Consider the following 22,922-nt stretch of genomic DNA (forward strand, 5'->3'; position numbering starts at 1 on the left):
CAGGACCGACACGGACGGAGCGCACGCATCCGGCCGCCGCGCGCGGGCGCTGCCGCCGTCATCCCGCCCCGCTTCCGTGAGGCACGGGGTAACATCCAGTGTAGTCCGCATCGTGCGGGCCAGCATGGAGTGAGGGGGCGCGCGGCCCGCGGCACCGCGGCAACCAGCAACGCCGTTACCGGCAACGAGACGCACATGTTCGCATTCATCGTCCGCAGGGTGGCGCAAGCCCTGCTGGTCATGTTCATCATCAGCTTCATCGGGTTCGCCATCAAGCAGTCCGTCGGCGACCCCACGCGGGAAATGGTGGGCGTGTCCGTATCCGTCAAGGAACGCGAGGCCCTGCGCGAAAAGCTGGGGCTGAATGACCCGTACCTGGTCCAGTGGGCGCGCTTCACCAAGAACGCCGTGCAGGGCGACCTGGGTACCTCGTACTTCTACCGCAAGCCCGCGCTGGACGTGATTCTGGCGAAAGCCCCCGCCACGCTTGAACTGGTGTTCGTGGCCCAGTGCATCATCGTGCTGATTTCGGTGCCGGTGGGCGTGTATTCCGCCTGCCGCCCGCGCTCGGTGCTGTCGCGCCTGTTCATGGGCATCAGCATCGTGGGTGTTTCGGTGCCGGTGTTCCTGACGGCCATCTTCATGATCTACATCTTTTCGGTGCACCTTGGCTGGCTGCCCTCGTTCGGGCGCGGCAACCCGGTGGAGATATTCCCGGGGTGGACATCGGTGCTGACCACCTGGGCCAATTTCAAGCACATCATCCTGCCCTCCATCGCCCTTTCGTCCATCATGCTGCCACTGTTCATCCGGCTGATCCGCGCCGAGATGAAGGAGGCGCTGGAAACAGAGTACGTCAAGTTCGCGCGGGCCAAGGGCCTGCCCGAATGGCGCGTGGTGATGGTGCACGCCTTCAAGAACACCCTGCTGCCGGTCATCACCGTGGGGGGCGTGCAGCTTGGCATCATGATCGCCTTCACCATCCTGACCGAGACGGTGTTCCAGTGGCAGGGCATGGGCTTCATGTTCGTGGAGGCCGTGGAGCGCGCCGACACGGCGCTGCTGGTGGCCTACCTGATCTTTGTGGGGGCCATCTTCGTTACCGTGAACACGGTGGTGGACCTGATCTACGGTTTCGTGAATCCCATGGTCCGCATCGCGGGGAGGAAGTAGCATGGCCGGTCTTTTCAAGCGTTTCCGCCAGTCGTACTTCCTGTATTCCTTCCTGCGCGACCCGGTGGCGGTGACCAGCTTCGCCCTGTTCGTCGTCCTGGCCCTGTCGGCCCTGCTGGCCCCGGTCATTGCCCCGCACAACCCGTTCGACGGCGCCAACATCGACATCATGGACGCGGAAACGCCCCCCCTGTGGAAGGACGGCGGCAACCCCGCCTTCCTGCTGGGCACCGACAACCAGGGGCGCGACCTGTTCTCGGCCATTCTGTACGGCATGCGCGTGTCGCTGCTGATCGGGGTGGGGGCCGTGGCCATGCAGGCGTGCATCGGCATCATGGTGGGCCTGCTGTCCGGCTACGGCAGCCGCAGGCTGGACAACATCCTGATGCGCATCGCCGACGTGCAGCTGTCGTTTTCGTCCTACATGGTGGCCATCTTTCTGGGGGCCATCGTGCAGATGACCTTTGGCGTGGGCCGCTACGAGCAGGTGGCCGTGCCCTTCCTGGTGCTGGTCATCGGCCTTGCCGAATGGCCACAGTACGCGCGCACCGTGCGCGCATCGGTGCTGGCCGAGAAGAAGAAGGAATACGTGGAGGCGGCGCGGGTCATCGGGCTTCGCCCGTTCCGCATCATGTGGCGGCACATCCTGCCCAACACGCTCACCCCGGTGCTGGTCATTTCCACCGTGCAGGTGGCCAACGCCATCATGAGCGAGGCGGCGCTGTCGTTCCTGGGGCTGGGCATGCCTGTGACCAAGCCGTCGCTGGGCTCGCTGATCAAGTCGGGCTTCCAGTACTTCTTCAGCGGCAGTTGGTGGATCACGCTGTTTCCCGGCGTGGTGCTGATCCTGCTGGTGCTGTCCATCAACCTGCTTGGCGACTGGCTGCGGGACTTCCTGAATCCCAAGCTGTACAAGGACTAGTCCATGCAACCGCTGCTCGACGTATCCAACCTTACCGTCAAGTTCGCGCTGCGCGACACCGCGCTTACCGCCGTCAACGACGTCTCGTTCACCCTGGCCAAGGGCGAACGCCTGGGCCTTGTGGGTGAATCGGGCGCGGGCAAGTCCGTCACCGGGTTCTCCATCCTGAACCTGGTGTCCAAGCCCGGCTTCATCGCGGGCGGCTCCGTGCTGTTCGAGGGCAAGGACCTGACCAGGGCCGACGCGGAAACCCTGCGTGACATACGCGGCAACCGCATCAGCATGATCTTTCAGGATCCCATGATGACCCTGAACCCGGTGCTGACCGTGGGCACGCAGATGATCGAAACCATCCGCGCCCACATGAAGGTGACCCGCAAGGAAGCCGAGGCCATTGCCCTGGACAAGCTGCGCAAGGTCTACATTCCCTCGCCGGAACGCCGCCTGGGCCAGTACCCGCACGAATTCTCCGGCGGCATGCGCCAGCGCATCGTCATCGCCATCGCGCTGCTGACGTCGCCGTCGCTGATCATCGCCGACGAACCCACCACGGCGCTGGACGTGACCATCCAGGCCGAGATCATGGATCTGCTGCTGGAGCTGTGCCAGTCGGAGGACATGGGCCTCATCCTGATCACCCACGACCTTGGCGTGGTCTCGCAGGTTACCCAGAAGATCGCGGTGATGTACGCCGGGGGCATCGTGGAAATGGGCGATACCGCCAAAGTGGTGGGCGAGCCGCTGCACCCTTACACGCGCGGCCTCTTGGGCGCGCTGCCGCAGTGTGCGGACAAGGCCGACTGCGGCCTTGCGGACGTGGCCGCGCCCCGCGTGCGCCGCCGCCTGAACCAGATCCCCGGCAGCATGCCCAGCCTTTCCGACGTGCCGCGCGGCTGTCCGTTCAACAACCGCTGCGAACTGTGCGAAACCGTGTGCACCACCACCCGGCCGCTGCTCGAAGTGAAGAGTGATGGGCGCATGGCTGCCTGTCATATGGTCGCTTAAGGGGGGCACGGGAATGACCAACCAGATCACCGCACTGCTTTCGCTGCGCAACGTCATCAAGCATTTCGACATTTCCGGCGGGCTGCTGGACCAGCTGCGCCTGTCCGGCGGCCGCATCACCCGCAAGCGCACCGTGGTGCATGCCGTCAACGACGTGAGCTTCGACATCCTGCCCGGCGAGACCCTGAGCGTGGTGGGCGAATCGGGCTGCGGCAAGTCCACCCTGGCGCGCACCGTCATCGGCCTGTACCGGGCCACCGGCGGCGAAATCCTGTACCGGGGCGAGCGCATCGACAACCTGAGCGACAACGGCATGCTGCCCTACCGCACCCGCATGCAGATGGTCTTTCAGGACCCCTACGCCTCGCTGAACCCGCGCATGAAGGTGCGGGAGATACTGGAAGAGCCGGTGCGCTTCCACAACCCCGGCATCTCCGACGCCGACGTGCGTTCCCGCGTGGCCGACGTCATGGAACAGGTGGGCGTCAACCCGCTGTGGGGCGTGCGCTACCCGCACGAATTTTCCGGCGGGCAGCGCCAGCGCATCTCCATCGCGCGCGCCCTGGTGGTGGACCCCGAGTTCATCGTGGCGGACGAGCCCATCTCGGCGCTGGACGTATCCATCCAGGCCCAGGTGCTGAACCTGATGATGGACCTGCAAGAGCAGCGCAACCTGACCTACCTGTTCATCAGTCACGACCTTTCGGTGGTGGAGCATATCTCCACCCGCGTGGCCGTGATGTACCTGGGCAGCCTGTGCGAACTGGCCAGCGCCGAAGACCTGTTCGGCAACCCGCGCCACCCGTACACCCAGGCCCTGCTGTCGGCCATCCCGCGCGTGGGCGGCAAGGCCGCCGCGCACATCAAGCTGTCCGGCGACGTGCCCACGCCCATCAACCTGCCCTCGGGCTGCGTGTTCCATGGCCGTTGCCCGCACGCCAATGCGCGCTGCATGCAGGAAGTGCCCAAGGCCCGCCAGCTTGAAAGCGGCGCGTTGGTGGCCTGCCACGGCGTGGAGGAAGGGCGGGTTTAGTCCACTTCAATGCCCTGAAAGAAACCGGGGGAAGGAGCCGTTGCACGGTTCCTTCCCCCGGATATTTTTTGGGAGTGGCTGGCGTTACTTCCCCAGCACATCCGCCATGCGGTCCAGTGCCGTGCGCAGCAGGGCGCGCGGGCAGCCCAGGTTCAGGCGCAGCCAGCCTTCGCCTTCCGGGCCGAAGCTGGAGCCGGGGCTGGGCACCACGCCCGCATCAAAGCGCACGCGGTGCAGCAGGTCTGTCTCCGCAAGGCCCAGCGGGCGAAAGTCCACCCATGAAAGATAGGTGCCCTGCGGCTGCATGACGCGGACTGCGGGCAGACGCTGCCCCAGCACGTCGCGCACCAGCGCGGCGTTGCCCGCGATGTAGGCCATCAGCGCGTCCAGCCACGGCCCGCCGTGGCGGCAGGCGGCTTCTGTGGTGGCCAGCCCGAACATGTTGGGGTGGCGGATGCCGAGGCCGGTGAGTTCCGCGCGGAAGGTGCGGCGCAGGGTGTCGTCCTCTATCACCACATGGGCCAGTCCCGCGCCGGGTACGTTGAATGCCTTGGCGGCGGACACGGCGGTGATGGTGCGTTCGGCCACTTCCGGCGACAGGCTGGCCAGCACGGTGTGCGTGTGGCCGGGCAGCAGCAGGTCGTGGTGGATTTCGTCGCTGACCATGAGCGTGCCGTGCTTCAGGCACAGTTCGGCAACGCGGGTCAGTTCCGCACGGGTCCATACCCGGCCGCCGGGGTTGTGCGGGCTGCACAGCAACAGCACCTTGGCCCCGCGTCCGCCGTCGGCAAGGGCCGCATCCAGCGCGTCGAAATCCATTTCGTGGAAGGGGTTGCCGTCGGTATCCGTGGTGAGGGCCAGCGGGTTGGCCAGCACCCGGCAGCCCGCGTCCTGCACGGCCGCGCGAAAGGGCGGGTAGATGGGCGTCTGGATGACCACGCCGTCGCCGGGCCGGGTGAACAGCCGCACCGCCAGGCACAGCGAGGCCACCACCGTGGGCAGCGGCAGCAGGTGGCGCGGATTCACTGTCCAGCCGTGGCGGGTGGCCAGCCAGTGGGCCACGGCCTCGCGGCAGACTGCCCCATCAGCGGGATAGCCGAACACGCCAAGATCGGCCAGTCGGGCAACGGCCTGGCGTACCGCCGGGGGCGAGGGAAAGTCCATGTCGGCCACCCACAGGGGGATGGCGTTGGCGGCTTCATCCGGCGAAAGGTTGAACATGCGCCCCATGTCGTCCCATTTCAGGCTGCCGGTGTTGCGCCGGTCGGGGGCGTGATCGAAGTCGAAGTTGTGGTCGGGCATGGCGATGGGTGACGCGGTCGTCGGGTTTGGCGGGAACTGCCCGCATACGTGAAAGAGCCGCCTGGTAGGCGGCTCTGGATTTCTGTCCGGAGAGAGGGCAGTCCGCATTCACGGAAGCTGCCGAAGCGCAGCCGCCTAAAACCCGTTGTAGCAGACGCGGTCGTCGTATTCGACCTGCTTGCCCTTGTTCCACTGGGACACGGGGCGGTAGTAGCCCACGATGCGGGTGTACACTTCCGTGGTCTGGCCGCAGTCGGGGCATTCATGCTGTTCGCCCTGCAGGTAGCCGTGGTCCTTGCACACCGAGAAGGTGGGGGTGACGGACAGGTACGGCAGGCGCGTCTGGGTGAAGGCCTTGATGATGAACTTCTTCAGGGCCTCGGTATCGGCCACGGATTCGCCGAGGTAGGTGTGGAACACCGAGCCGCCGGTGTACAGCGGTTGCAGCTTGTTCTGGTGGTCCAGCGCGGCGAACACGTCTTCGGTCATGCCCACGGGCAGGGCGGTGGAGTTGGTGTAGTACGGGGTGCCGTTGCCCGAGGCCTTGATTTCGGAATAGAGCGACTTGTCGATCTTGGCCAGGCGGTAGCTGGTGCCCTCGGCGGGGGTTGCTTCCAGGTTGTACAGGGTGCCGGTTTCTTCCTGAAAGCGCGCGGTCAGGTTGCGCAGGTGGTTCAGGGTGCGCTGCATCAGCCGCACGCCCGCCTCGGTTTCTATGCCCTTGCCCAGCAGATTCTGGCAGGCCTCGTGCCCGCCCACCAGGCCGATGGTGGAAAAGTGCCCGGCAAAGCCGTTCTTGAGGTACCGGCGCGACCACGGGAACATGCCGCGTTCAAGGTTGGCGGTGACCAGCTTGCGCTTGAATTCCAGCGAATCGCGGGCAAGTTCCGCGTATTCGGTCACCATGTCCAGAAAGTCCTCTTCGCCCTGGGCAAGGTAGGCCAGCTTGGGCAGGTTCAGGGTGACCACCCCGATGGACCCGGTCAGGTCGCCCGCGCCGAAGAGCCCCCCCACCTTGTTGCGCAACTGCCGCAGGTCCATCTGCAACCGGCAGCACATGGAGCGCACGTCTTCGGGGTTGAGGTTGGAATTGATGAAGTTCTGGAAGTAGGGCGCGCCGTACTTGGCGGTAAGCTTCAGCAGCAGGTCGCCGATCTCCGAATCCCACGGGAAGTCCTTGGTGACGTTGTACGTGGGAATGGGGAAGGAAAAGATGCGGCCATGGAAGTCGCCGTCCAGCATCACTTCCAGGAAGGCGCGGTTCAGCATCTCCATTTCCGGCGCGTATTCGCCGTAGACCGAATCCCTGTATTCGCCGCCGATGATGATGGGTTCGGTGGCGATGTGCTTGGGCGGAACGAGGTCGAAGGTCAGGTTGGTGAACGGGCTCTGGCCGCCCCAGCGTGACGTGGTGTTCAGGTTGAACACGAACTTCTGCATGGCCTGGCGCACCTGCTTGTAGGTCAGGCCGTCGTTGCGCACGAAGGGGGCCAGGTAGGTGTCCACGTTGTTGAATGCCTGGGCGCCTGCCCATTCGTTCTGCAACGTGCCGAGGAAGTTGATCATCTGGCCCATGGCGGTGTCCAGATGCTTGGCGGGCCCGGCGCTGGACCGGTTTTCCAGGTTGAACCCTTCCAGCAGCAGGTCGCGCAGGCTCCAGCCCGCGCAGTACCCCGCAAGGCCAAAGGACAGATCGTGGATGTGGAAGTAGCCGTGGTCGTGGGCCTGGCGCACTTCCTCGGGGTACTTCTCCAGCGCGTACTTGGCCTGCAAGGTGCCGGAAAGATGCAGCATCAGGCCCTGGAACGAGTGCGTCATGTTGGCGTTCTCGTTCACGCGCCAGTCGGCCTTGGTGAGGTAGTTGTCGATGGTCTCGGAAATGTCGAGGAAGGCGGCCTTCTGCTCGCGCAGGGTGCGGCGCGTTTCGCGGTAGATGATGTACCGCTTGGCCACCGCATACAGGCGCGATTCCATCAGCACCTGTTCCACGGTGTCCTGCACCTGCTCCTGCTCGGGAATCTCGCAGTCCGCGAGCTTCAGCTCCACCCTGTGGGCGATGCGCCTGGAGAGTAGCGGGTCCTTAATGCCGTTGGCTTTCAGGGCCTTCAGGATGGCTTCCGCGATGCGGTCCGTGGACCACGTCTCCAGCCGTCCGTCGCGTTTCAGAATCTGCTTCGGCATGCTTCCTCCGGGGGGGCACGTAATCCTGTATCTTCAGGTCGAATCCGGCGGGAAGCTGGCCGCGGGCCGCTTCCACGTCGTCATCGGAAAGCACGGGAACGCGGGTGAGGCGGAACATGAACGCGTCGGGCTGCGCCTGGGCCAGTGCGAAGATGCGCGAAAGCGCGGCGCGGGCCTCGTCCGGGCTGGTGGTGCCGCCGGACAGGCGCGGGTAGAGGGCGAAGGGGCCCTTGACGTCGATGGAGAAGGCATCGGCCAGGCCGTCGCGCAGCAGCAGTTCCACCACGTCGGGGCGCAGGCCGTTGCTGTCCACCTTCACGGGCAGGCCGAAGCGGCGCAGGCCGCGCAGCATGTCCGCGAAGCCTTCCACGGTGGTCGCTTCCCCCCCGGTCACGACCACCCCGTCCAGCCAGTGGCGGCGGGCTTCGATGTAGGCTTCGATGGCGGCGCGGGAAAGCACGGGCAGGGTGTCGGCATGCCAGGCAAGCTGCCAGTTGTGGCAGGTGGGGCAGCGCATGTTGCAGCCGCCCAGAAAGATGACGCAGCTGCTGTAGCCGGGCCAGTCGCAGAGGCTCAGGCGCTCGAAGCCATGCACATGGTTCCATGCGGAGGACATGACGGGAAGTATCCTTGTCCGGGTGGCGAGGTTCCGGAAACGAAAAGCCCTTGGCGGCGCCTTGCGGCAGGTGCGTTGCGGTGCTTCGCGCCGTCAAGAAAGTGTCTAGTAAATTTTTAACCCGGCGGGTTAGTTCGAGCCGGAGCCTACTGCACCCCCATTTTTTTGTATAGTGGGGTGTTTTGGAAAAGCCAGTCCTTAACCCGTTAGGGGGTGGAATACCGGGCTATTTTTTCCGCCTTCGGCGGGGCGGATCGGGCCTTCGCTTTTGACTTTTCACAGGCTGCGCGCAACGTTGTCCACAGGACGGGCGGCATTGGCATATTGTTGGTGCGGTGGCATCACGTGTTAGCGCGATACGCTGTGATTCCGGGCTTATGTCGTGTGAATTCCGTATGGAGGAAAAACATGCGCCGCCGGGATTCCGGCGGCGCCGTGCACAGCAGGGCAGCGGGGTGTGGATGCGCTGCCTGTGGAAAGCTCTCGTGCGTTCCCGCACGTGTGTCGGCGGCAATGTCGCCGGGTCGGCAAGGCTCACCGGGAACTGCCGGGGGCTACTCGAAACAGAACTCCACGGTGAAGTCGCCGTGGGGCGTGCCGAAGGGAATGGCGATGATGGGCGCCTTGGTGATGTGGCTGATGGTGTGTCCGTCGCCCATGATCACCGAGGGGGTGGCCCCCTGGAAGGTCATGCCCATTTCGGCAAGGCCTGCGCGGGCCTGGCCGGAGATCATGTTGGTCACTTCGCCCACGGCGTCCTTGATGTCCTGGACGATGTCCTGGATATCGTCGCCCAGCATGGCCTTTACCAGGGCGATGGCGCACTTCTTGGTGAAGGTCACCGAGATGGTGCCGTTCTTGTGCCCGGTAATGCCGATGACGGCAGACACGTCGCCCTTGGCCACGTTGTTCTTCTTCACGTAGGGCGGCCCTGCCGTGGGGGTGATGCCCGCCATGGTCGACAGCACGTTGATGGTGGCCGCGACGAAGGGCTTTGCGACTTCGATGCCGCTGCTCATGGTATGGCTCCTTGACGGTAGGCGTATTCCCCCTCCCGCCATGCGGCGGGAGGGCGGAGGCGCACTGCACAGCCTACTGGAAACGGGCAGGGGCCGTCCAGTGTCAAGGCGCTCGTTTCACGCAAATGCCCGGGAAACGCGGCTTCCGGTGCCAGGTAAGGGCGGGGACTGTGGTATCGCGGCGTGGCGCTGCATGCGTCGGGCGTGCCGCATGCACGGGGCATGCATCATGCGGGTGATGCAGGAACGTCGTGTGCGCAGGCGAGCCCGCGTCATGCAGGGGTGGCGAGGGTTGCGCACGGCACGGTGCATGGGCCTTGCGTGAACGCGAGAAGATGCTGTGTCGCGCCCTGGGCGCAGCGGGCAGGCTGGGGCCGGGCCGACCCGGAAGCCTGTGCTTTGCGGCTAGTGCAGGGCGCGGGTTGCTGCTTCCGCCTTGGCGGCGCCCAGATTGCCCGCGATGACGGTGTAAACGCGGTGCTGCGTGCCTACCTTGGCTTCCAGGTGGGCCAGGGCGGCGGAGAAATGGGCCACGGCTTCGTCAATGCGGCCACGCAGGCGGCAGACCAGCCCGAGATTGTTGCGTATCTTGGCCTCGAATCCGGCAAGTCCAAGGTTCATGGCCTGGCGTAGCGCCTGCGAGAGCAGAAAGTCCGCGTTGGCGAGGTTGCCTTCCGAAAGGGCCTGCATGCCCTGCCTGTTCAAAGCGCCGATCCGGCTTGCTGCGCACATGGTCTTTTTCCTTGATCCAGAAAATGTGATGCGGTGGTGGCGTTGATGCTCTGCACCCCGGGCAGGGGGGCATGGTATCTCTGACGCCGCCGCGGAGCCCCGGCATGAAGCGTTGGTGCGGCTGCGCCGGGCGGGGTCGCATCCGCGTGCTTCGCGGGTGAGGGCCGGGGGCCGCGGCGGTTGCGTCGTCGTGCCGGAAATTCTAGTTGGTGGTATCCAGGGCCTGACGCAGCGTGGACACGCCGCAACTGTGCAGCATCTGCACGGGAATGCTGTTGGCCTTGGCGTGCTGCACCACCTCGCGCTTGGCAGCGTGCGAGATCTTGTTGGTGAACACGATGACGAGGTCCGCCTGGCCGAGTTTGTCGGCGATGCGGTTTTCCTTGCCGGTGAACACCTTCAGGTCCACGCCGCTGGCGAGGGCCGCATTGATGTAGTCGCGCTTCAGTCTGTCCATTCCGCCGATGAGTGCTGCGCACATGGGAGGCTCCTTCCGACGATTCTCGCGTCGTTTTGTCCTGTTTAATGAAAACGATTTTCATTGTCAACAAAGGGGCGTGATTTTTTGCGCAGCTCTCCGGGCGTGTGGTGCGTTTTCCTCGCTGATCCGGTGGGATAGGGATGCTGAAAATGCTGATGTTTCGCGCCGCTGCCCGAACGGGCCTGTCGGCAATGACCGCAAGTTGCGGCGTATGGGGAGAATGGGCGGATTCGCGCGATGTGGCGTGTCCGGCGTGTGGCCGGAACGCATGCGGGCCGCGCGTCCCGGCAAGAACGTGCGGCCCGCGTGGAATGAGGCGAAACGGGCGGGAAAGGGGCTGCCCCATGACGCGTTCCGGGCGAATCGACCGGACTGTCCGGTTGTGGGACCGATTGGCGAATCGCCCGACGGCGCGGGACAGGCTGGCTTGCGGGACGCGGGGCTATTCCTCGCGCCACTCGATACATTCCACCGGACAGGTGGAGATGGCGTCTTCCACGCATTCCGCAGTGGTGTTGGGGTCGATGACCTCCGCATATTCGCCTGCGCTGGACATTCTGAACGCCTCGGGGCAAAGTTCGACGCACGATTCGCACGCCATGCATTCGTCCTGATCGAGGTACAGATACTTCGCCATGGTGGCCTCCTTGGGCTGTTTGCTCCATGGCATAGCATGGCCGCAGCGTCGAGCACAACGGGCGGGGCGCACGGCGTCCAGTCTAGCGGAGGCAACCCGGTGGCACCCAAAGGCGACGCGCGCCAGGCGCGCGAGTACCTGGCGCGAGCCAAGGCATATTTTCACAGGCACGACGTGCCCCGCGCCCTGGCGGCCACCGCCGCCGGCGTGCAGCCCATCGTGGACGGTGGCATCGTCGGGCGCGACCTGGCCGAACTGCACGGCGCGCTGCGCGAGATGGTGCAGATGCTCTCGCGCGACGAGGACGTGAAGGCCCGGGCCACGGCCATTTCGCCGCGCGGGCTGACGTTCGAGAAAGGGGCCGAGAAGCAGTTGCTGGCCATGCTGGCGCGCATTCTGCGATCCATGCGTGACGAGCAGGAGCAGGAAACCTACGAGCAGGCCATTGCCCGCAAGCAGCAGTTGGACAAGCTGCTGCTGCACGGCAGGCGACTGCTGGAACACAAGAAGGTGGCCGAGGCGGACGAGGCCTTCACCGAGGCAACGGGCTTTTACCGCAACGAGCACCGATTGTTCCTGCTCATGGGCAAGGCCATGCTGGAGGCGGGTGAGCCCAAGCGGGCCCTGCGCCACCTGCGCAAGGGCATGGAGGTGGACCCGGACAAGGAGCAGGCCAGGCGGGTGCACGATACGGCCCTGGCCCGCAGCAAGGGCGAGCCCGATCCGGCGTGATGCCCCGGGCAACGCCCGGTACCCCTGGCGCCGTCTGAAGCTGGGCCGCCGGATTGCCAGTGGACCGGCGACGGATCTGTGACGGAAAACCGACAGGCACGACGCCCTCATGCATGCGAAAGTTGCGCATGCATGAGGGCGTCGTGCCGTTGCGGCGCGGGAAGAAATGCCGTGGCCGCGCGACCGTGACGGGATGGCGGCAGGTGCAGGCACCTCCGGCACCTCCGGCACCAACGGCAACTCCGGTAACTCCGGTAACTGGCGCCGGATTGCTGGCGGACTGCCCGGAGGCGGTCCTACAGGTCCAGCAGGCGGGCCACCCGTTCCGGATCCAGCGAGCGGTGCGCGTCGCCGGAGGGGGCGGACAGCATGTCCATGACCGCGCTGTACGCCAGGTCGGCCTCGGCGGTGGGCACGGCTGCGTTGGCTGCCAGTCCTGCCTGGCCAGTCTGGGTGGTCTGGGAACCGGCGGCGTCGAGCGAGGAACGCTTGGCTTCGGTGGTCTCGCGGGCGTGCGCCAGCAACGTGTCGATGCGCGAGAAGGTATCCTGCGAAATGGTGGTGATGCCCGTGGTCATGGCGGCCTCCTGGAAGTTTTTTCCGTATGCCCCGGCAGGGATGCAAGTGACGTGCAAACCGGCAGGCGACGCCCACGGCCATCCACGGTCGCGCACAACTGGGGACGAACGGGGGGCCAGTGCCGCGCCACCTCGTTGTCCGGTCAGAACCGGCCATATCCGGCCCGTTTCGCCCGATTCGGCCCGGTTAGCCCAGGCCCGGCACAGGCAGGCGCGCCCGGCATCGGCAAGTGTCTGCCAGTATGGGCCATGTCGGCCAGTATCCGGGGGCGGCGCTGGCGTCCCGGCCTGCCGGATGGCAGGCCGGGACAGGGCACATCCCCCGCACCCGTTGCGGCCCGCCATTTCCCTTCCCGCCAGCGGCCCGCGAACCGTTGCGAATCGGGCCGCTTTGAGGTAGGCGAAGCGGCGCGCCACGGTTGCGTTTCCGTCCGAACAGGCTACACTTGCGCACAGGTGCATCGCGCACGGGATGGCAGCGGCCACATCCATGCATACGGGAAGCGGCATGACCCAGCATTTTCTGCTGTTCGACATCGGCAACACCAACGTCAAGATCGGCATCGCGGTGGAAACCGCCGTGCTGACCTCGTACGTGCTGCCCACCGACCCCGGCCAGACGGCCGACTCCATCGGGCTGCGCCTGCTGGAGGTGCTGCGCCACGCCGGGTTGGGTCCGGCGGACGTGGGGGCCTGCGTGGCCAGTTCCGTGGTGCCCGGCGTCAACCCGCTGATCCGCCGCGCTTGCGAACGCTATCTGTACCGCAAGCTGCTGTTTGCCCCCGGCGACATTCCCATTCCGCTGGAAAACCGCTACGAACGCCCCGCCGAAGTGGGCGCGGACCGGCTGGTGGCGGCGTATGCCGCCCGGCGTCTGTACCCCGGCCCCCGCTCGCTGGTATCCGTGGATTTCGGCACCGCCACCACGTTTGACTGCGTGGAAGGCGGTGCGTATCTTGGTGGCTTGATCTGTCCCGGCGTGCTGTCGTCCGCCGGGGCGTTGTCGTCGCGCACGGCCAAGCTGCCGCGCATCAGCCTGGAAGTGGAAGAGGATTCGCCGGTCATCGGGCGGTCCACCACCACCAGCCTGAACCACGGCTTCATTTTCGGCTTTGCCGCCATGACCGAAGGGGTGCTGGCCCGCCTTGGCGGCGTGCTGCCCGGCCCCACCGAGGTGGTGGCCACGGGCGGGTTCGCCCGGGACATCGCGCGGGTGAGCCGCTGTTTCGACCACGTCAGGCCCGACCTTCTGCTGGAGGGCCTGCGGTTGTTGTATCTGGAACGTGAAGCCCGGTAGGGCCCGCCGCATTACGCTCTTTTTGTCCTCGTAGCGGCAGGACTTGCCAGGTGTTCTTACGTATCTGCTGACATTTCGGCGCACTGCGTTGGCAGCATGTGTAACGCGCTGCGTCTGGTATCGACATTCCGACAGAAACCCGACGAACATGAAAGGACCAAGGAGATGCAGATGAGCACCATCGTATCCGTCTGGGCGAGGGAAATCCTTGACTCCCGCGGCAACCCCACCGTCGAGGTGGAAGTCTCCCTGGAATCGGGCCACACCGGCCGCGCCGCCGTGCCTTCCGGCGCCTCCACCGGCACCCGCGAAGCGCTGGAAATGCGCGACGGCGACAAGGGCCGCTACAAGGGCAAGGGCGTGGAAAAGGCCGTGGACAACGTGATGGGTGAAATCGCCGAAGCCATCGTGGGTCTTGATTCCCTGCGCCAGGTGCAGGTGGACAACACCCTGCTGGACCTGGACGGCACCGACAACAAGTCGCGTCTGGGCGCCAACGCCATGCTGGGCGTATCGCTGGCCACCGCGCGCGCCGCCTCGAGCTTTCTGGGCCTGCCGCTGTACCAGTACCTGGGCGGCGTGAACGCCAAGGTGCTGCCCGTGCCGCTGATGAACATCATCAATGGCGGTGCCCACGCGCCCAACAACTTGGATATTCAGGAATTCATGATCATGCCCATCGGCGCGGCCACCTTCCGCGACGCGCTGCGCATGGGCGCCGAGACCTTCCACACCCTGAAGGCGCTGCTGGCCGCCGACGGCCACGTGACCAGCGTGGGCGACGAAGGTGGCTTTGCCCCCAACCTGAAGAACCACGACGAGGCCTTCCGCTACATCATGAAGGCCATCGAGGAAGCGGGCTACATTCCCGGCGCGGAAATCGCGCTGGCCATCGACGCCGCCGCCTCCGAGTTCCACAAGGACGGCAAGTACGTGCTGGCGGGCGAGAACAAGAACCTGTCCAACTCCGAGATGGTGGAGTGGCTGGGCGAATTCACCACCCGCTACCCGCTGATTTCCATCGAGGACGGCCTGGCCGAAGCCGACTGGGACGGCTGGCGCGAACTGACCTACAAGCTGGGCGATACCATCCAGCTGGTGGGCGACGACATCTTCGTGACCAACCCGGACATCCTGGCCGAGGGCATCGACGAGGGCGTGGCCAACTCCATTCTCATCAAGCTGAACCAGATCGGCACCCTGACCGAGACCCTGGACACCATCGAGATGGCCAAGCAGGCTGCCTACACCACGGTGATTTCGCACCGTTCGGGCGAGACCGAGGACCACTTCATCTCGGATCTGGCCGTGGGCCTGAACGCCGGGCAGATCAAGACCGGCTCCTTGTGCCGCAGCGACCGGCTGGCCAAGTACAACCAGTTGCTGCGCATCGAGGAAGACCTGGACGATACGGGCATCTACTTCGGGCCCATGATGAGCTCGCACTTCGGCTTCGAGGAAGAAGGCGAGGAATAGCGCGCTGTCGCGTACATTGGGGGAGGGGGCCTGCGTGGCTCCCTCCCTTTTGCTTTCGGGCGGGGCAAGGATGCAGGAAAGGCACTGGCCGCGGCCCGGCACATAGCTCCAGTTTGAACCCGGCCCTCAAAACAGGGGGACCGGGGGAGCATGCTCCCCCGGCGGGGTACGGGGCAGCGCCCCGATATTTCAAAGGCCGCCCGTTCTCTCACGGAGAAGCAGGGCCGCGACACATGGCGGATGCGACCGGAACGCAAGACGGTGCCGGGCAGCGGAATCGGACAGGCGGCGCGCACGCGCGCCGGATTTCGGGAGGTTGGAGACATGTTGCTGCTCGACGGCAAGGCGACGGCTGCGGCCATTCGCGCGGAATTGAAGGAAGATGTGTCGGCGGGGCTTGCGGCGGCGGGCCGTGCGCCGGGGTTGGCGGTGATCCTGGTGGGCGAGGATCCCGCCTCGCAGGTGTACGTGCGCAACAAGGAGCGCGGCTGCGAAGAGGCGGGCATCCGGTCCGAGGCGTTTCGCCTGCCTGCGGACACCACGCAGGAAGCGCTGGAAGTGCTCATCGACGAACTGAACGGGCGCGCGGACATCGACGGCATTCTGCTGCAACTGCCGCTGCCAAAGGGGCTGAACAGCCAGCGCTGCCTGGAGCGCATCAGCCCCAAGAAGGACGTGGACGGCTTTCACCCCGAAAACATGGGGCGTCTGGCGCTGGGGCTGCCGGGCTTTCGCCCGTGCACCCCGGCGGGGGTAATGACCCTGCTGGAACGTTACGACCTGTCGCCTTCGGGCAAGAAGGCCGTGGTGGTGGGGCGCAGCAACATCGTGGGCAAGCCGCTGGCGCTGATGCTGGGTGCGCCCGGCAAGTACGCCAACGCCACGGTGACGGTGTGCCATTCCGGCACGCCGAACCTGGCCGAGGAATGCCGCCAGGCGGACTTTCTGTTCGTGGCGGCGGGGCGGCCCTGCCTGGTCACCTCGGACATGGTCAAGCCCGGCGCCGTGGTGGTGGACGTGGGCATTCACCGTACCGAAGAAGGGCTGGTGGGCGATTGCAAGTATGATGACATCAGCTGCATCGCTTCGGCCATGACCCCGGTGCCCGGTGGCGTGGGTCCCATGACCATCGCCCAGTTGCTCATCAACACCGTGATCTCGTGGAAGGGCCGCACCGGCATCGCCGGGTAGCTGGGCGTGCGGGATTCGAGGGGCTTGCAGATCGGGCTGGGTGGGGCATTCCTCCTGATCCCGGACTGACGTTTTCAGGGCCGCGCGGCACATGTCGCGCGGCCCTGTCGCGAAGTGCGGTCAGGCTGCGCAATGCGATCGTCTCGCGCCGCGTGGTCCTGTCGCCTGGTGCTGCCTGTCGTGGCGGAAGCGGAACTGCCCTGTCGGGGCTGCGCACGGCACGCCAGTTGCCGCAGAGTTGGCCGGCTGCCCGGCGTCGTGCGCGGATGGTGCGTAACTCTTGGCATGCGTTCCTTTGGTGGGGCTGCTGCCGCCAGAACGCGAGGTCGTGGTTGCCATGGGCAGGTTCTGCCGCACCCAGGGCGTTTGAGAAAACGTCTTTCTTTACATTCCGAAAGGTTGCTTCGCGCCGCTTTGCGCTGGCACGGCTCGTGCTTTGCGTACCCGCAGGGAAGAATCTTCCCCGGTGCCGCGTGCCCGTCTTCCGTCGGGAAGGCAGGGGAAACGCGGTACGGACCGGGGTATTTCGCGCCCGAGGAGATACGCATGTTACGCGCCCTCTATTCCGGCGCCACCGGCATGAAAACCCTGGCGCAGGGCATGCAGGCGGTCAGCAACAACCTGGCCAACGTGAACACCGTGGGGTTCAAGCAACAGCAGGCGCTGTTCGAGGACCTCATGAGCCAGTACGCGGGCACGGGCAACTCGGCATCCACCTCCATCAGCCAGGTGGGTCTGGGCGCGCGCCTGACGGACATTCGGACCATGTACGGGCAGGGCCCATACGAATCGGGTACCGATATCACCGACCTGTCCATCAACGGCAAGGGGTTCTTTCAGGTTTCGCTGGACGGCAAGACGCATTACACCCGCGCGGGCAACTTCCGGTTCGACAAGGACGGAAGCCTGGTGGACCCCAACGGCTTCGTGCTGAACGGGCGGGCCATCACCGACGGGGTGGAGGGCGCCACCGGCCCCATCAGCCTGCCGCCGGGGGCGAACGGGCGCAACATCATGCCCCCCAAGGCCACCACGTCCATCACGGCGCTGAACAATCTGGGCTCGGGCGACAGGTCGACCGATGCGGCCAACCCGTACTTTTCGCTGCTGTCCAAGTGGAACGGCGCGGCGGAAAGCCCCCTGGGTGATGCGGCATACGCGTACAAGCAGTCCATCAAGGTCTACGACGCCACGGGCAACGCCCACGACGTGACCATCTATTTCGACGGTGCCGGGCAGAGCGGCGGCAACAAGTATTTCGAGTTCGTGGTGGGCATGGACCCGGCACACGACGGTTCGGGCATGGCCGGAACCTCCGCCGCCGGGCTGCTGATGTCCGGTACGCTTACCTTCAATTCGTCCGGGCAATTGGTGAACATGTCCGCCTATACGCCGACAAGCACCGACGCCACCAACCTCAGCAATTGGGCTCCAGCCTCGTTCGGCGCGGACGGATTGCCCCAGTTCACCGCCACCTTTGCAAGCGGCGGGGGAACACAGGTGGTGGGGCTGGACCTTGGCCTGTCCTCGTCCACCGGGGCATGGACGGCGGGGGCGGGCAGCCCGGCGGCGGTGGGGTCCAACGCCACCAGCCTGATGGGCATGGGCGGGGCCACCCTGGCGGCGGTCAGCACCACGGCCTACGGAGGCAGTTCGTCGGAAATCCGGTCGAAGCAGAACGGTTACGCAGAGGGATTTCTGGCGGGCATCGACATCAGTTCGGACGGAATCATCAGCGGGCGCTACAGCAACGGCCAGGTCGACGACCTGTACCGCATCACCCTGTACCGCTTCACCAGTGAGGACGGCCTGCGCCGCGAGGGCATGAACCACTTCTCGGCCACCAAGGAATCCGGTGCGGCGGAAGAGGGTCTGCCCGATACCGAGAACTTCGGCACCGTGGCCGCCAAGACCCTGGAGCAGTCCAATGTGTCCATGGAGCGGGAATTCGTGAACATGATCCTTTATCAGCGCGGCTTTCAGACCAACTCCAAGTCGATCATGACGGCGGATTCCATGATCCAGAAGGCGCTGGAACTGAAACGCACGTAGCGTGCCGTTCCGGCAGGGACCCCATGCTGCATGAAAGGCCGCCTCCGGAACCGGGGGCGGCCTTTGGCGTTGTGCGGGAGGGCGACGGACGGGGTGTTACTTTTGTCCGCCAGGTCGCGGGGCGGTGTCGTTAGGCGAGGCCTTTTCGGTAGCGGTTGCGCCCCGGCCCTGCGACAGCAGCACGCCCACCAGCACCAGGGCGGATGCCGCATACTGCTGTGGCGTCAACTGGTCGCCCAGCAGCACACGGCCCATGAGCAGGGTGATCACCGGAATCAGGTTGATGAACGCCGAAGCCTGCCCGGCGGGCAGGCGGCTGACGCCGAAGTTGTACAACCCGTATGCGCCCAGCGAGATGCACGTGCCCAGATAGACCACGGATAGCGTGGGCAGCAGCGGGAAGGCGTCCGGCAACTGCGTGGTGGGCAGGAACAGCAGCGGCAGAAAGAACGCGCTGCCCGCCAGCGACTGCACGGCAGTGATGAACAGCGGCGGGTACGTCGCGGACAGCTTCTTGGCGTTGATGACATAGCCGGTGGCGCTGACCATGGCGCATAGTTCCAGCAGGTTGCCCAGCAGCGGATTGGGCGCGTTGTCGGAACTGGCCCCGCCAAGGCTCAGCCAGATCACCCCGATGATGGCCAGCACGAATCCGGACCACACGCGGCGGGCCAGCCGTTCGCCCAGCACGATCCACGCGGCCACGGCCACGCACAGCGGCATCACCGAAACGATCATGCCTGCCTGCGAGGCCGATGTGTAGCGCAGTGCGTACGCCTCGAACACGAAGTACAGGCACGGCTCGCACAGCGCCATGGCGCCCAGGCGTTTCCAGTCGCCCTTGCGGTAGCGCACGTGGCGAAAGTTGCGCCACAGGGCTAGGAACACCGCCGACGAAATGCCCATGCGGCCGAATACCACCACCATGGGGTCGAACCCTTCCAGGGCCACCTTCATGGCGATGAACGAACTGCTCCATAGCAGCATGGCCAGCAGGAGTGCCAGTGTGGCGGAGGAAACGGGGGCGGTGCGTGGTGCGGGCATGGCGGTGGTTGGCGCAAAGGGGTAGAGGGCGCGCGCCGCGTCGGGGTGTCGGGCGGCGGCATGCTGCCTGGGCTGTGCTGTGCATGTCCGGCAACATTGCCGGAGCTGGCGTCGGCCAATGCTCCGCGCGGTGGCGGTGGAAGGACCGGTGGGCGCACACTATCCGCGCGGTGTCCGGGTGTCCACTGGCATGGGCTGGGGCGGCGCTTCCGCCCACCTTGCCGTGTCTGGAGGCGTCCCGTGCGCTGTCAGGATGGCGCAGCATCCATACCGGCCTCCATCCGTCCCGCCTGCGGCAATGGCGACGCCCCGGCGGCAGGTGCCACCGGGGCGTCCGGAAATCGTCATGCGAGGCATGAAGGGTGCTGACCAAAGTGAAGGCAGGGGGCGCGGGGGTTGCCCGCCGGAGGTTACACCGGCTTGCGGCGCTTCTCCCACAGCTTCATGTCCTTCATCTTCTTGCGGCGCTCGCGTTGCAGCGACTTGCAGACCAGGGGCATGTCCTTGCGGTAGCCGTACTTGTCCCGGTAGCTGTCGGGCGTGAGATCGTGAGAGGCCAGGTGCTTGCGGGTCAGGATCTTGAAGGTCTTGCCACATTCCAGACAGGTGATGGACTTTTCCTTCAGCGCCTTTGCAGCGTCGGGCAGGGGCGCTTCAGGTGCGGCCTGCTCCTCGCAGGGAACGCCATCGCTGATCTGGCGGATGGCCAGCGCGATCTTCTGCACCATGGAGCTGATCTCTTCCTCGTTCATGGTGCGGACGCTGGCCTGAGCCTTCACGATGTCGAGGGCCTGCTTGAGATATTCTTCCATTTCGGTTCTCCTTTGCGGTGGCGGATGTGCAACGTCATCGATGCGGCCACGCTGGCCGACATTATCGCACTCCGCATGCGGGAAGCGATTTCGGATGCTGCATGACACACCGTTTTTCCGGTAAACATCATGCTCTGTCACACTCCGCAACGCGCATGCGCACTGCATTATCACCATGCGATGCGCAATACCATTATTTTTTTGCATACAACAGAATACACCTTGTGCCTCGTGGCAATGGGTGAAAACGCAACGCCACTCCCGGGTGTAGCCTGGGAGCGGTGAATAGGTTGTGCCACTCGCGGGGTAAGGGGTACGCGCATGCGGTAACGCTGGCAGAGAAATCCGGGGGCATGCGTCGCGGTGGTTGGGAGACGTTGCACACCCCGGATGGACGTCATTTCGGGTCGCGTTTCAAGGTGTCCCAGGCGTTGCGCTTGGCCCGCAGGAAGTCGTCGCCTTCTCCCGGGTACACACGGCGGTCGGCCAGGGGCGTGGGCGTGGTGACCGGTGGCCAGTGTCCGGGCGTCGGGTCCGGCCCTTCCTGCGCGGCGGGCACGGGCTGGGTATCGGTCATGCGCGGGTTCGCCCGCACGTCCACGCCTGGCACCGGCGCGGAAAATTCGATGGCCAGCCCGTTGGGGTCGAAGCTGTACAGCGAGTGGATGAAACCGTGGTCCACCAGTTCGGAACACCAGAACCCGGCGGCCTCCAGCTTGTCCTTGAGTTCCCACAGATCGTCGTCCACAGCCACGCCGATGGAAATGTGGTCGAACACCACGGCCCCGCGCACGGGCGCGCCGTGGTCCTTCTCCTCCACCGGGGTCACGCCGTCCCATTCGAAGAAGGCGATCATGTCCACGGGCGACACCTCGAAGAAATACTGGCGGTACCCGGGGTGGCCCAACCCGGCCACGATGCGCATGCCGAGCAGATCGCGCCAGAAGCGCACGGTGGATTCCATGTCGCCGGTGACCATGGCGAGGTGGTTGAAGCCGGTGTAGCGGGGCATCGGGGCTCCTGATGACTGGTGGTGCTAGCGGGCGGGCAGTGCGTCCAGCGCCCGCAGGATGATGTCCAGCGGGGGGCGCTTGTTCACGTCGGATACGTGGATGTGTCGGATGATGCCCTGCCTGTCGATGATGACAAGGGCGCGTTCCGCCATGCCGTCGCCGCGCAACAGGCCGTAGGACGCGGCAACCGCGCCGTGCGGCCAGAAGTCGGACAGCACCGGAAACCACACGCCGCCGGTCGCGGTATCCGCGGGTCCGCCTGTTCGGCCGTGCGGGGATGCAGTGGCTCGTCCCTTGCCGGGCGGAGGCGAGGATTGCCCCGCGCCGTCGTTGCCAGCGCCGTGCCCGTCGCCTGGGGCATCGGGGGCCGGGGCGCGTTCGGTCATTTCGCGGGTCCAGGCGTACAGCGAGGGCAGATTGTCGGTGGTGATGCCCAGCAGCACCGCGCCGCGTCGTTCGAATTCCGTGCGGGCAATGTTGTAGCCCGGCCATTGCCCGGAACAGACCGGAGTGAACGCGGCAGGCACGAACGAGAGGACCACGGCGTGCTTTCCCCGGAAATCGGACAGCCGGATTGTGCCGGTGTCGGGGCCGCTGGCCGGCGTGTACGGACCGGGCAGGGCGGGCAGGATGAAGTCGGGTGCGGGGTCGCCCACGGCCACCTTCAGCACGCTGTCCACCGGTTTGCGGGGGGCTTCCTGGTAGATCAGGTCTTGCAGTCCGGCGGCCTGCGAGGGCACGGACACGGCCAGCCCCCCCAAAAGGGCCAGCGCCAGGATGACGGCAGTCAGCATGCGGCCAGTGGGCCAGGATGCAGTGAGGCTGGATGGCGTGCCGGGGGCTGGGCAGGTCCGCCCGGCCGGGCCGAGGGGGCTGGCCTGGCCCGTGCAACCGGTGCGCGGAGACGGATCGACCGGGGAAGGCGCAGTAGTGAGTGGCATGGCGAGTACCTTTCGGGGCGGCGGGGCAGCCGATGGGCGCCCGTCGGCATCAGTTGCTGCGTTTGGCGATGGCGGAAAGCTCGTCCAGGAAGGCCTGCGGCGAGGCCATGCGCCCGGTGCGCGAGAACAGCGTGGCTGGTGCCGCGCGGTTTTTCAGCGAAACCAGAAAGAAATGCGGCGTGCCGGGTTCGCCCACCTGCTCGTGCACGATCAGGTCCGGGTCGGCGAACAGGGGGATGGTCACCCCGTAACGCTCGCGGAAGAGGTCCACTTCCATGGGAGTATTGCCCGCGCCCACGCCGATGACCGTGATGCGGTCCTTCAGGGGCGATGCGGCCAGCAACTCGGCAAGGCGGTTCATGTGCGGGGCCTCGCGCTGGCAGTGCGGGCAGTACATGCTGAAGATTTCGATCAGCACCAGCTGCGCCTTGCCGCCCGTGGCCGGGCGGATGTCCGAAAGCTTCCACGGTCCCTCGCCGGAAAGGCCCAGTGCGGTCAGTTGGGCGGGCGTGGCGGCGTTTTCCAGAGGAATGTCCGGGAATGGGGCACTGGTCGGAACCGGTTCCGCCAGGGTGGGCGTGGCGCAGGCTGGCAGCAGAGCCAGCAGGGCGGCCAGCAGCAGGGCGCGCAACAACGGCGGGGGAACGGGCGTGGCGCGCGGCTGGCGGACGTGCGCGGGGTGAAG

The 22,922-nt window shown here is 65.7% G+C and carries 22 protein-coding genes; 9 read left to right on the plus strand and 13 right to left on the minus strand.

All coding sequences use genetic code 11. The annotated features are described in order from the left end of the window. The first annotated feature begins 195 nt into the window (after window positions 1–195). From FVW27_RS05355 to FVW27_RS05370, 4 genes are read left to right on the plus strand one after another with little or no spacing between them, the layout of a single operon-like run. Window positions 196–1,173 (plus strand): ABC transporter permease, encoded by a 978-nt coding sequence (locus FVW27_RS05355; protein WP_035067230.1) that lies wholly within the window; start codon window positions 196–198, stop codon window positions 1,171–1,173. A gap of 1 nt (window position 1,174) precedes the next feature. After that, window positions 1,175–2,095 (plus strand): ABC transporter permease, encoded by a 921-nt coding sequence (locus tag FVW27_RS05360; RefSeq protein WP_167123387.1) that lies wholly within the window; start codon window positions 1,175–1,177, stop codon window positions 2,093–2,095. A gap of 3 nt (window positions 2,096–2,098) precedes the next feature. After that, window positions 2,099–3,100 (plus strand): ABC transporter ATP-binding protein, encoded by a 1,002-nt coding sequence (locus FVW27_RS05365; RefSeq protein WP_167123388.1) that lies wholly within the window; start codon window positions 2,099–2,101, stop codon window positions 3,098–3,100. 13 nt (window positions 3,101–3,113) lie between these two features. Beyond that, entirely contained in the window at window positions 3,114–4,133 is a 1,020-nt protein-coding gene (locus FVW27_RS05370) for an ABC transporter ATP-binding protein (RefSeq protein ID WP_167123389.1), read from the plus strand. A gap of 84 nt (window positions 4,134–4,217) precedes the next feature. Here FVW27_RS05370 and FVW27_RS05375 read toward each other — a convergent pair whose 3' ends face one another. From FVW27_RS05375 to FVW27_RS05405, 7 genes are all read right to left on the minus strand, one after another. Next, window positions 4,218–5,435, minus strand: a complete 1,218-nt coding sequence (locus FVW27_RS05375; protein ID WP_167123390.1) for a MalY/PatB family protein — start codon at window positions 5,433–5,435, stop codon at window positions 4,218–4,220. A 135-nt stretch (window positions 5,436–5,570) separates the two neighbouring features. Then, window positions 5,571–7,616 (minus strand): ribonucleoside triphosphate reductase, encoded by a 2,046-nt coding sequence (locus FVW27_RS05380; protein WP_167123391.1) that lies wholly within the window; start codon window positions 7,614–7,616, stop codon window positions 5,571–5,573. Further along, window positions 7,516–8,232 carry a radical SAM protein gene (locus FVW27_RS05385; protein ID WP_167123392.1) on the minus strand — a complete coding sequence of 239 codons (717 nt, stop codon included), beginning with the start codon at window positions 8,230–8,232 and terminating at the stop codon, window positions 7,516–7,518. The genes FVW27_RS05380 and FVW27_RS05385 overlap by 101 nt, the downstream gene beginning before the upstream one ends. A 554-nt stretch (window positions 8,233–8,786) precedes the next feature. After that, on the minus strand, window positions 8,787–9,251 hold the full coding sequence (locus FVW27_RS05390; RefSeq protein ID WP_167123393.1) for a chemotaxis protein CheX: 465 nt from the start codon (window positions 9,249–9,251) through the stop codon (window positions 8,787–8,789). 405 nt (window positions 9,252–9,656) lie between these two features. Then, a complete protein-coding gene (locus FVW27_RS05395) occupies window positions 9,657–9,983 on the minus strand; it encodes a tetratricopeptide repeat protein (RefSeq protein ID WP_167123394.1) in 327 nt (108 codons plus the stop codon). Window positions 9,984–10,185: 202 nt separating this feature from the next. After that, on the minus strand, window positions 10,186–10,464 hold the full coding sequence (locus tag FVW27_RS05400; RefSeq protein ID WP_012612934.1) for a DUF2325 domain-containing protein: 279 nt from the start codon (window positions 10,462–10,464) through the stop codon (window positions 10,186–10,188). 442 nt (window positions 10,465–10,906) lie between these two features. Continuing rightward, on the minus strand, window positions 10,907–11,101 hold the full coding sequence (locus FVW27_RS05405; RefSeq protein ID WP_012612933.1) for a ferredoxin: 195 nt from the start codon (window positions 11,099–11,101) through the stop codon (window positions 10,907–10,909). 99 nt (window positions 11,102–11,200) lie between these two features. Between FVW27_RS05405 and FVW27_RS05410 the strand changes: the two genes are divergently transcribed. Beyond that, complete coding sequence (locus tag FVW27_RS05410; RefSeq protein WP_167123395.1) at window positions 11,201–11,833, plus strand: tetratricopeptide repeat protein; 633 nt, start codon at window positions 11,201–11,203, stop codon at window positions 11,831–11,833. Window positions 11,834–12,129: 296 nt separating this feature from the next. Here the strand turns inward: FVW27_RS05410 and FVW27_RS05415 are convergent, their stop codons facing one another. Further along, window positions 12,130–12,411, minus strand: coding sequence for a hypothetical protein (locus FVW27_RS05415; RefSeq protein ID WP_167123396.1), 282 nt, complete (start codon window positions 12,409–12,411; stop codon window positions 12,130–12,132). A gap of 508 nt (window positions 12,412–12,919) precedes the next feature. Here FVW27_RS05415 and FVW27_RS05420 point away from each other — a divergent pair. From FVW27_RS05420 to FVW27_RS05435, 4 genes are all read left to right on the plus strand, one after another. After that, complete coding sequence (locus FVW27_RS05420) at window positions 12,920–13,708, plus strand: type III pantothenate kinase (protein WP_167123397.1); 789 nt, start codon at window positions 12,920–12,922, stop codon at window positions 13,706–13,708. A gap of 171 nt (window positions 13,709–13,879) precedes the next feature. Beyond that, entirely contained in the window at window positions 13,880–15,184 is a 1,305-nt protein-coding gene (gene eno / locus FVW27_RS05425; RefSeq protein ID WP_167123399.1) for a phosphopyruvate hydratase, read from the plus strand. A gap of 324 nt (window positions 15,185–15,508) precedes the next feature. Further along, a complete protein-coding gene (folD, locus tag FVW27_RS05430; RefSeq protein ID WP_167123401.1) occupies window positions 15,509–16,375 on the plus strand; it encodes a bifunctional methylenetetrahydrofolate dehydrogenase/methenyltetrahydrofolate cyclohydrolase FolD in 867 nt (288 codons plus the stop codon). Window positions 16,376–16,921: 546 nt separating this feature from the next. Beyond that, the gene (locus FVW27_RS05435; RefSeq protein WP_167123403.1) at window positions 16,922–18,427 is read left to right on the plus strand and encodes a flagellar hook protein FlgE; all 1,506 of its coding nucleotides are present in this window, start codon (window positions 16,922–16,924) and stop codon (window positions 18,425–18,427) included. Window positions 18,428–18,523: 96 nt separating this feature from the next. Here the strand turns inward: FVW27_RS05435 and FVW27_RS05440 are convergent, their stop codons facing one another. The 5 genes from FVW27_RS05440 to FVW27_RS05460 all read right to left on the minus strand — a co-directional run. After that, on the minus strand, window positions 18,524–19,471 hold the full coding sequence (locus FVW27_RS05440) for a DMT family transporter (RefSeq protein ID WP_167123405.1): 948 nt from the start codon (window positions 19,469–19,471) through the stop codon (window positions 18,524–18,526). A 410-nt stretch (window positions 19,472–19,881) separates the two neighbouring features. After that, the gene (locus tag FVW27_RS05445) at window positions 19,882–20,283 is read right to left on the minus strand and encodes a Ros/MucR family transcriptional regulator (RefSeq protein ID WP_167123407.1); all 402 of its coding nucleotides are present in this window, start codon (window positions 20,281–20,283) and stop codon (window positions 19,882–19,884) included. 397 nt (window positions 20,284–20,680) lie between these two features. Then, window positions 20,681–21,295: a VOC family protein gene (locus FVW27_RS05450; RefSeq protein ID WP_167123409.1), complete on the minus strand. Its 615-nt coding sequence runs from the start codon at window positions 21,293–21,295 to the stop codon at window positions 20,681–20,683. A gap of 24 nt (window positions 21,296–21,319) precedes the next feature. Continuing rightward, window positions 21,320–22,090: a redoxin domain-containing protein gene (locus FVW27_RS05455; RefSeq protein ID WP_167123411.1), complete on the minus strand. Its 771-nt coding sequence runs from the start codon at window positions 22,088–22,090 to the stop codon at window positions 21,320–21,322. 196 nt (window positions 22,091–22,286) lie between these two features. Beyond that, window positions 22,287–22,922: peroxiredoxin family protein (locus tag FVW27_RS05460; RefSeq protein WP_167123412.1), on the minus strand; the 636-nt coding region annotated here is incomplete at its 5' end.

It is taken from the genome of Nitratidesulfovibrio liaohensis, assembly GCF_011682075.1.
GTDB lineage: Bacteria > Desulfobacterota > Desulfovibrionia > Desulfovibrionales > Desulfovibrionaceae > Cupidesulfovibrio > Cupidesulfovibrio liaohensis.

Coding starts and splice junctions, on each gene's coding strand:
- FVW27_RS05355 (WP_035067230.1), top strand. CDS start 196: ATGTTCGCATTCATCGTCCGCAGGGTGGCGCAAGCCCTGCTGGTCATG.
- FVW27_RS05360 (WP_167123387.1), top strand. CDS start 1,175: ATGGCCGGTCTTTTCAAGCGTTTCCGCCAGTCGTACTTCCTGTATTCC.
- FVW27_RS05365 (WP_167123388.1), top strand. CDS start 2,099: ATGCAACCGCTGCTCGACGTATCCAACCTTACCGTCAAGTTCGCGCTG.
- FVW27_RS05370 (WP_167123389.1), top strand. CDS start 3,114: ATGACCAACCAGATCACCGCACTGCTTTCGCTGCGCAACGTCATCAAG.
- FVW27_RS05375 (WP_167123390.1), bottom strand. CDS start 5,435: ATGCCCGACCACAACTTCGACTTCGATCACGCCCCCGACCGGCGCAAC.
- FVW27_RS05380 (WP_167123391.1), bottom strand. CDS start 7,616: ATGCCGAAGCAGATTCTGAAACGCGACGGACGGCTGGAGACGTGGTCC.
- FVW27_RS05385 (WP_167123392.1), bottom strand. CDS start 8,232: ATGTCCTCCGCATGGAACCATGTGCATGGCTTCGAGCGCCTGAGCCTC.
- FVW27_RS05390 (WP_167123393.1), bottom strand. CDS start 9,251: ATGAGCAGCGGCATCGAAGTCGCAAAGCCCTTCGTCGCGGCCACCATC.
- FVW27_RS05395 (WP_167123394.1), bottom strand. CDS start 9,983: ATGTGCGCAGCAAGCCGGATCGGCGCTTTGAACAGGCAGGGCATGCAG.
- FVW27_RS05400 (WP_012612934.1), bottom strand. CDS start 10,464: ATGTGCGCAGCACTCATCGGCGGAATGGACAGACTGAAGCGCGACTAC.
- FVW27_RS05405 (WP_012612933.1), bottom strand. CDS start 11,101: ATGGCGAAGTATCTGTACCTCGATCAGGACGAATGCATGGCGTGCGAA.
- FVW27_RS05415 (WP_167123396.1), bottom strand. CDS start 12,411: ATGACCACGGGCATCACCACCATTTCGCAGGATACCTTCTCGCGCATC.
- FVW27_RS05420 (WP_167123397.1), top strand. CDS start 12,920: ATGACCCAGCATTTTCTGCTGTTCGACATCGGCAACACCAACGTCAAG.
- eno (WP_167123399.1), top strand. CDS start 13,880: ATGAGCACCATCGTATCCGTCTGGGCGAGGGAAATCCTTGACTCCCGC.
- folD (WP_167123401.1), top strand. CDS start 15,509: ATGTTGCTGCTCGACGGCAAGGCGACGGCTGCGGCCATTCGCGCGGAA.
- FVW27_RS05435 (WP_167123403.1), top strand. CDS start 16,922: ATGTTACGCGCCCTCTATTCCGGCGCCACCGGCATGAAAACCCTGGCG.
- FVW27_RS05440 (WP_167123405.1), bottom strand. CDS start 19,471: ATGCCCGCACCACGCACCGCCCCCGTTTCCTCCGCCACACTGGCACTC.
- FVW27_RS05445 (WP_167123407.1), bottom strand. CDS start 20,283: ATGGAAGAATATCTCAAGCAGGCCCTCGACATCGTGAAGGCTCAGGCC.
- FVW27_RS05450 (WP_167123409.1), bottom strand. CDS start 21,295: ATGCCCCGCTACACCGGCTTCAACCACCTCGCCATGGTCACCGGCGAC.
- FVW27_RS05455 (WP_167123411.1), bottom strand. CDS start 22,090: ATGCTGACTGCCGTCATCCTGGCGCTGGCCCTTTTGGGGGGGCTGGCC.